This window comes from Streptomyces sp. URMC 123, assembly GCF_051386515.1.
Taxonomy (GTDB): domain Bacteria; phylum Actinomycetota; class Actinomycetes; order Streptomycetales; family Streptomycetaceae; genus Streptomyces.
Map to the genome: position 1 here is coordinate 1 of NZ_JBPQTV010000356.1, position 6,383 is coordinate 6,383.

7 protein-coding genes are annotated in these 6,383 nt (G+C 73.6%); 3 read left to right on the plus strand and 4 right to left on the minus strand.

Annotated features, from left to right (window positions below):
- Window positions 1-86 precede the first annotated feature (86 nt).
- From ACSNOD_RS27045 to ACSNOD_RS27055, 3 genes are read right to left on the minus strand one after another with little or no spacing between them, the layout of a single operon-like run.
- Entirely contained in the window at window positions 87-1,169 is a 1,083-nt protein-coding gene (locus ACSNOD_RS27045) for a threonine aldolase family protein (protein WP_436769687.1), read from the minus strand.
- Complete coding sequence (locus ACSNOD_RS27050; protein ID WP_436769688.1) at window positions 1,148-1,939, minus strand: SDR family NAD(P)-dependent oxidoreductase; 792 nt, start codon at window positions 1,937-1,939, stop codon at window positions 1,148-1,150. The genes ACSNOD_RS27045 and ACSNOD_RS27050 overlap by 22 nt, the downstream gene beginning before the upstream one ends.
- A complete protein-coding gene (locus tag ACSNOD_RS27055) occupies window positions 1,936-3,345 on the minus strand; it encodes a DUF6421 family protein (RefSeq protein WP_436769689.1) in 1,410 nt (469 codons plus the stop codon). The genes ACSNOD_RS27050 and ACSNOD_RS27055 overlap by 4 nt, the downstream gene beginning before the upstream one ends.
- A gap of 437 nt (window positions 3,346-3,782) precedes the next feature.
- On the opposite strand from ACSNOD_RS27055, the gene ACSNOD_RS27060 reads away from it, so the two are divergent.
- Window positions 3,783-4,466, plus strand: coding sequence for a glycerophosphodiester phosphodiesterase (locus ACSNOD_RS27060; protein WP_436769693.1), 684 nt, complete (start codon window positions 3,783-3,785; stop codon window positions 4,464-4,466).
- Window positions 4,467-4,541: 75 nt separating this feature from the next.
- Here the strand turns inward: ACSNOD_RS27060 and ACSNOD_RS27065 are convergent, their stop codons facing one another.
- Window positions 4,542-5,090, minus strand: coding sequence for a GNAT family N-acetyltransferase (locus tag ACSNOD_RS27065; RefSeq protein ID WP_436769690.1), 549 nt, complete (start codon window positions 5,088-5,090; stop codon window positions 4,542-4,544).
- A gap of 160 nt (window positions 5,091-5,250) precedes the next feature.
- Between ACSNOD_RS27065 and ACSNOD_RS27070 the strand changes: the two genes are divergently transcribed.
- Together ACSNOD_RS27070 and ACSNOD_RS27075 are read left to right on the plus strand one after the other, a co-directional pair.
- Window positions 5,251-5,643: a VOC family protein gene (locus ACSNOD_RS27070; RefSeq protein WP_436769691.1), complete on the plus strand. Its 393-nt coding sequence runs from the start codon at window positions 5,251-5,253 to the stop codon at window positions 5,641-5,643.
- 230 nt (window positions 5,644-5,873) lie between these two features.
- A partial coding sequence (locus ACSNOD_RS27075) for a DUF5134 domain-containing protein (RefSeq protein WP_436769692.1) occupies window positions 5,874-6,383 on the plus strand: 510 nt, incomplete at its 3' end.

The window sequence follows — 6,383 nt, forward strand, 5'->3', positions numbered from 1 at the left end:
GGACCGGCCGCGTCATGCGGCCGGTCCGCCGCTCTCGTGTCCGAAGGGCTCAGGGCTGCCCGAGGGGGCCCGCGGCCGGCGGCCGGTCAGCCGCGGCCCATCTCCTCGCGCAGCGCGGCGAGGAACCCGTCGACGTCCTCCTCGGTGGTGTCGAACGCGCACATCCACCGCACGAGTCCGGCCGACTCGTCCCAGTCGTAGAACCGGTACCGCTTGCGCAGTCGGTCGGCGACGTCGCGCGGCAGCGTGGCGAAGACCGCGTTGGACTCCACGGGGTGGACGATCTCCACGCCCGCCACCCCCCGCGCGCCCTCGGCGAGCCGACGGGCCATGGCGTTGGCGTGCGAGGCGCTCCGCAGCCACAGGTCGCCGGTGAGCAGCGCCTCGAACTGCACCGAGACGAAGCGCATCTTGGAGGCCAGCTGCATCGACAGCTTCCGCAGGTGCTTCATGGCCCGCACCGCGTCCGGGTTCAGCACGACCACGCACTCGCCGAAGATCAGGCCGTTCTTGGTGCCGCCGAAGGACAGGACGTCCACCCCGGCGTCGGTGGTGAAGGCCCGCAGCGGCAGCCCCAGGGTGGCGGCGGCGTTGGCGAGCCGGGAACCGTCCAGGTGCACCGTCATGCCGCGCTCATGGGCGTGGTCGCAGATCGCCCGGATCTCCTCGGGCGTGTAGCACGAGCCGAGTTCGGTGGTCTGGGTGATCGAGACGACCTGCGGCTGGGCGCGGTGCTCGTCGTCCCAGCCCCACGCCTCGCGGTCGATGAGGTCCGGGGTGAGCTTGCCGTGCTCCGTGGGAACGGTCAGCAGCTTGAGGCCGCCGACGCGCTCGGGGGCACCGCACTCGTCCACGTTGATGTGCGCGGTGGCGGCGGAGACCACCGCGCCCCAGCGCTCCGTCATGGCCTGGAGGGCGACAACGTTGGCGCCGGTGCCGTTGAACACCGGGAAGACCTGCGCGCGCGGCCCGAAGTGCCCGCGGAAGACCTCCTGGAGGTGCTCGGTGTACACGTCCTCGCCGTACGCGACCTGGTGACCGTCGTTGGCGAGGGCGAGCGCCGCGAGGATCTCGGGGTGGGCGCCGGCGTAGTTGTCGCTGGCGAAGCCCCGCAGGTGCGGGTCGTGGCGGCGTATGGCGTCGGTGGTCACGGCGTGGGAGTCAGCCACAGGCGGGTTCCGTTCACTTCCTCGGCGGGCCGGTCCCAGACGCCGGCGATGGCCTCGGCCAGCTCCGTGACGTCCGTGAAGCCCGCGAATTTCGCGTTGGGGCGCTCGGCGCGCATCGCGTCGTGCACCAGGGCCTTCACGACCAGGATCGTAGCCGCCGCCGGCGGCTCACCCTCGCCGCCCGCCTTGCGGAAGGAGTCCGCGAGCGCCAGCGTCCACGCCTCGGCGGCGGCCTTGGCGGCGGCGTAGGAGGCGTTGCCCGCGGTGGGCTTGGCCGCGCCGGCGGCGCTGATCAGCACATAGCGGCCGCGGCCGGCGCGCTGGAGGGCGTCGTGGAAGGCGAGGGAGGTGTGCTGCACGGTGCGGATCAGCAGGTTGTGCAGGTGGTCCCAGTCGGCCAGGGGGGCGTCGGGGAAGGTCTTGGCGCCGCGCCAGCCGCCGACGAGGTGCACCAGCCCGTCGACCCGCCCGAACTCCTTCTCGGTGCGGTCGGCCCAGGCCCGGGTGGCGTCGAGGTCGAGCAGGTCGACGGTCTCGCCGGTGACGGCGGCGCCGCCGCGGGCGTAGCGGGCGTTGTCGACCGCCTCGGCGAGGCGCTCGGGGTCGGCGTCGGCGCCGACGACCGTGGCGCCCGCCTCGGCGAGCCTGGCCAGGGTCGCCCGGCCGGCGGGGCCGCCCGCGCCGGCGACGGCGACCACGGCGCCGTCCAGCGCTCCCCGGCCGTTCTGGGTGGTGTTCACGGTCCTCGCCTCCTCGTGGGTCGCGCTCACGCGGCCGACCGCTCGGTGCCGTCGCTGTCGCTGTGAGCGGTGATCCCCTTGGTGGAGGCGATCACACCCTTCAGCTTCTTCGCAAGCGCCTCGTAGAACATGCTCAGCGGAAACTCGTCGGGGAGCACGTCGTCCACGAGCTTGCGGGGCGGCTGGGTGAGGTCGAGCGCCTCGGGGCCCTTGTTCCACACGGAGCCCGGGTGCGGGGCGAGATAGCCGGAGACGAGGTCGTACGCCGCGAACCAGTGCACCAGCTTGGGGCGGTCGATGCCGTCCCGGTAGAGCTTCTCGATCTCGGCGCAGAGCTGGTTGGTGACCTGCGGGGCGCGGTCCCAGTCGATGTGCAGGGTGTTGTCCGTCCAGCGTACGACGTCGTGCCGGTGGAGGTACGCGAAGAGGAGCTGGCCGCCGAGCCCGTCGTAGTTGCGCACCCGGTCGCCGGTGACCGGGAAGCGGAACATCCGGTCGAAGAGGATGGCGTACTGCACGTCGCGGGCCTGGGGCACGCCGTCGGCCTGCAGCTTCACGGCCTCCTTGAAGGCGGTGAGGTCGCAGCGCAGCTCCTCCAGGCCGTACATCCAGAACGGCTGCCGCTGTTTGATCATGAAGGGGTCGAACGGCAGGTCGCCGTGGCTGTGGGTGCGGTCGTGGATCATGTCCCAGAGGACGAAGGCGTCCTGGCAGCGCTGCTGGTCGTCGACCATGGCCCGGATGTCGGCGGGCAGGTCGAGCCGGAGGATGTCCACGGCGGCGGCGGTCACCCGGCGGAAGCGGGCCGCCTCGCGGTCGCAGAAGATGGCGCCCCAGGAGAAGCGCTCGGGGGCCTCGCGGACCGCGATGGTCTCGGGGAAGAGCACGGCCGAGTGGGTGTCGTAGCCGCTGGTGAAGTCCTCGAAGGTGATGCCGAGGAAGAGCGGGTTGTCGTAGCGGGTGCGCTCCAGCTCGGCCAGCCACTCGGGCCAGACCACCCGCAGCACCACGGCCTCGAGGTCGCGGTCCGGGTTGCCGTTCTGGGTGTACATCGGAAAGAGCACCAGGTGCTGGCGCCCGTCCACGCGCTCGGCCGCCGGCTGGAAGGCGAGCAGCGAGTCGAGGAAGTCCGGCACGCCGAAGCCGCCGTCGGCCCAGCGGCGCAGGTCGACCACGAGCGCGCGGTGGTAGTCCGCGTCGTGCGGCACCAGCGGGGACAGCTCCCGGACGGCGGATATCACCCGCTCGACCTCGAGCTCGACATCGGCGCCCGGTGGGCCGCCGTCGGCGGCGAGGTCGATCGAACCGTCCTTGGCCTGCCAGGTGCGGATCGTCTCGACGGCGTCCTTGAGCGTGCGCCACGCCGGGTGGTCGACCACCCGGTCGGCCTGACGAATGTCGGTACTGGCCAACGTAGACGAAAGAATTTCCGTCATCACAACCCCTTCACGGGAGAACCTCGCGTTAAGACACCGTATCCATGCGAGGTTCCGCTTCTCAAGGGGAGGAGCCGGAAATTATCCTGTTGACCGCCCGCCTTCGCCGCGGTTTTTCCTGTGGATACCGTACCCGCACGGGCGGCGATCACTCCTGCGCCCCTACGGGTCGCTCCGGTTCCGCCGCGCCCGTCCGCTCCGCCGCACATCCCGGCCGTCGACGCGCGCCGTCGCCCTCTCCCGCCGGGGCGCCGATTCCGCCACAGTGGGCACGGCCCGGTCCCGCCGTGCCGCCGTGCCGCCATCCGGGCGCGGCCGACTCGCCCACGCCCGGGTGACCCCACCCGACGCGGCGGGCGACGGCGGTAGGACTGCGGTCGGACCAGAGCGACACACCGCTGATCACGGCCCTGATCACGGCCCGATTGGAGACAGCGTTGACCTTCCTCACCATCGGACACCGCGGCGTCATGGGCGTCGAGCCGGAGAACACCCTGCGCTCCTTCCGGCGCGCCGACCGCGAGGGCATGGACGCCATCGAGCTGGATCTGCATCTGAGCAAGGACGGCGCGCTGGTCGTCATGCACGACGCCGATCTCGACCGCACCACCGACGGCTCCGGCCCCCTCCGCGAGCGGACCCTGGCCGAGCTGCGGGAGCTCGACGCCGGCCGGGGCGAGCGGATTCCGCTCTTCGAGGAGGTCGTGGACGCGGTGCGGGCGCCGATCCACGCGGAGATCAAGGACACGGCGGCGGCCCGGGCGCTGGCCGACGTCCTCCTCCGGCGCGACCTGGTGGGGCGGGTGCAGGTCATCTCGTTCCACGACGAGGCGCTCGCCGAGATCACCGCCCTGGTGCCGGGGGTGCGCACCGGCCTGGTCGCCGAGGTCTACGGGCTGGAGGTGGTCGACCGGGCACGGGTGGTGGGCGCCGCCTCCCTCGTGCTGGACATCCGCAGGCTCACCCAGGAGCTGGTGGACCGGGCCCACGCGGTCGGCCTCACGGTCATCGGATGGGTCGTCAACACGCAGGAGAACCTGCGGCTGGCCCGGGCGCTGGAGCTGGACGGGGTCACCACGGACTACCCCGCGATCAAACACACGGGGCGGTTCACGGCGTAGGGCCGCTTCACGGGGGGCTCGCCGCGGGGCGGCCGCTGCCGGGCGGCCGCCGCGTGGTCATGGGGGGGGCGGCCCTCAGCCCAGTCGCTTGGTGAGCAGCTCGAACTCCAGGTCCGCCCGCTTGGGCACCCCGAACCGCTCGTCGCCGTACGGGAACGGGCTGCGCTCCCCGGTGCGGCGGTACCCGCGGCGCTCGTACCAGGCGATCAGATCGTCCCGTACGGAGATCACCGTCATCTGCATCTCGGCGGCGCCCCACGCCTCGTGGGCCACCCGCTCGGCCTCGGCGAGGACCTCCCGGCCCAGCCCGCCGCCCTGGGCCTCGGGCCGGACCGCGAACATGCCGAAGTAGGCGTTCGCGCCGCGGCGTTCGACATGACAGCAGGCCACGAGGGCGCCGTCGGACTCGGCCAGCAGCAGCCGGCTGTCGGGGGCCGCGAGCACGCCCCGGACCATCTCGGCGTCGGTGCGGCGGCCGTCGAGCAGATCGGCCTCGGTGGTCCAGCCGGCCCGGCTGGCCTCCCCCCGGTACGCGGACTCGACGAGCGCCACGACGGCCGGGACGTCCCCCTCGCCGGCGGCCCGAAAGGTGAGCGGGAGAGCGGGGCGCGGAGCGGTCGCCATGGTCGGTGATCCTTTCGTTCTGGGCCTTCCGAGGCTAGCAACGTCCCGGCCGTCCCTCTCCACCGGTTTCGTCCCCGCTGTCCCGCGCGCACCGGTTCTCCATCCCGGCCGTCGCCCGCGCGCAGGTTTTGCGGCTGCCGTCCGGGCGCAAGGTCATTGCATGGTTCACGTATTGAGCAGCCGGGTTCTGCTGCGTCCCACCGATCCGGAGCGGACGCGGGCCTTCTACGGCGAGGCGCTGGGGCTGGCGGTGCACCGGGAATTCGGCACCGGGCCGGAGCGCGGCACCGTCTACTTCCTGGGCGGGGGGTTCCTGGAGGTCTCCGGCCGCGCGGAGGAGCCGCCGGGCCCCGGGCTGCGGCTCTGGTTCCAGGTGGCGGACGCGGCGGCGGCGCACAAGGAACTCGCGGAGCGCGGGGTGGAGATCCTGCGGCCGCCGCGGCGGGAGCCCTGGGGGCTGATCGAGATGTGGATCGCGGACCCGGACGGGGTGCGGATCTGCGTGGTGGAGATCCCGGAGGACCATCCGCTGCGCTACCGGCCGGGGATCTGAGAGCGGGCCGGTCCGCCGTGGGTCGTCCGCTCGGACCGGCTCGAAGGGGGCGCAGGCAGCGCACATGGAGCGCGTACGGGCCGCTTCCGTGCGCTCGTACGCCACCGTGCGCCCCGGTGCGTGGGACCGGGCCGGGGCATCCTCCGGGCGTCGTCCGCCTCCGGGCTCGGCCCGCCGGCCGCGCCCGGGGAGCGGCGCGTGCGCCACGATCGGACCTGGGGGGGTTGGCCGTGCACGGACCGCCGATCGTCGGCTGGCTGCTGGTGGCGCTGGGCGCCGCGACCGGGGCCTACTGCCTGCTGCGGATGCGGGCGGGCTGCCCCGGGCCGCGCGGCGACGCCGGCGGGGAGGCGCTGATGGGCCTCGGCATGGCGGCGATGGCCGTGCCGGTGGCCGCGGTGGCCGGACACCCGTGGACGCCGCCGCTGTTCGCGGCCGTCTTCGGGGCGGCGGCGCTGCGGGAGCTGGCGGTGGTACGGGAGCTGGTGGCGAAGGGCCCCCGGGCCCGGCCGCGCGTCCACCGCCTCCACCACGCGGTGGGCGCGGTCGCGATGGTCTACATGGCCCTCGCCATGGGCGAGGGGGCGGCGGCGCACGCGGCGCACGACGGCGACCGGGCCGCCGGTGGCGTGCCGCTGCTGACGGGGGCGCTGCTGGCGTACTACGCGGTCTGCGTGCTGTGGTCGGGCGTCCGGCTCGCGCCGACGGCGGAGGCCGGGGGCGGTGCCCCGGCCGGGGGT

Excerpts from the sequence above, each read along its gene's own strand:
- ACSNOD_RS27055 (WP_436769689.1), bottom strand. The coding sequence starts at position 3,345 with ATGACGGAAATTCTTTCGTCTACGTTGGCCAGTACCGACATTCGTCAG.
- ACSNOD_RS27065 (WP_436769690.1), bottom strand. The coding sequence starts at position 5,090 with ATGGCGACCGCTCCGCGCCCCGCTCTCCCGCTCACCTTTCGGGCCGCC.
- ACSNOD_RS27070 (WP_436769691.1), top strand. The coding sequence starts at position 5,251 with ATGGTTCACGTATTGAGCAGCCGGGTTCTGCTGCGTCCCACCGATCCG.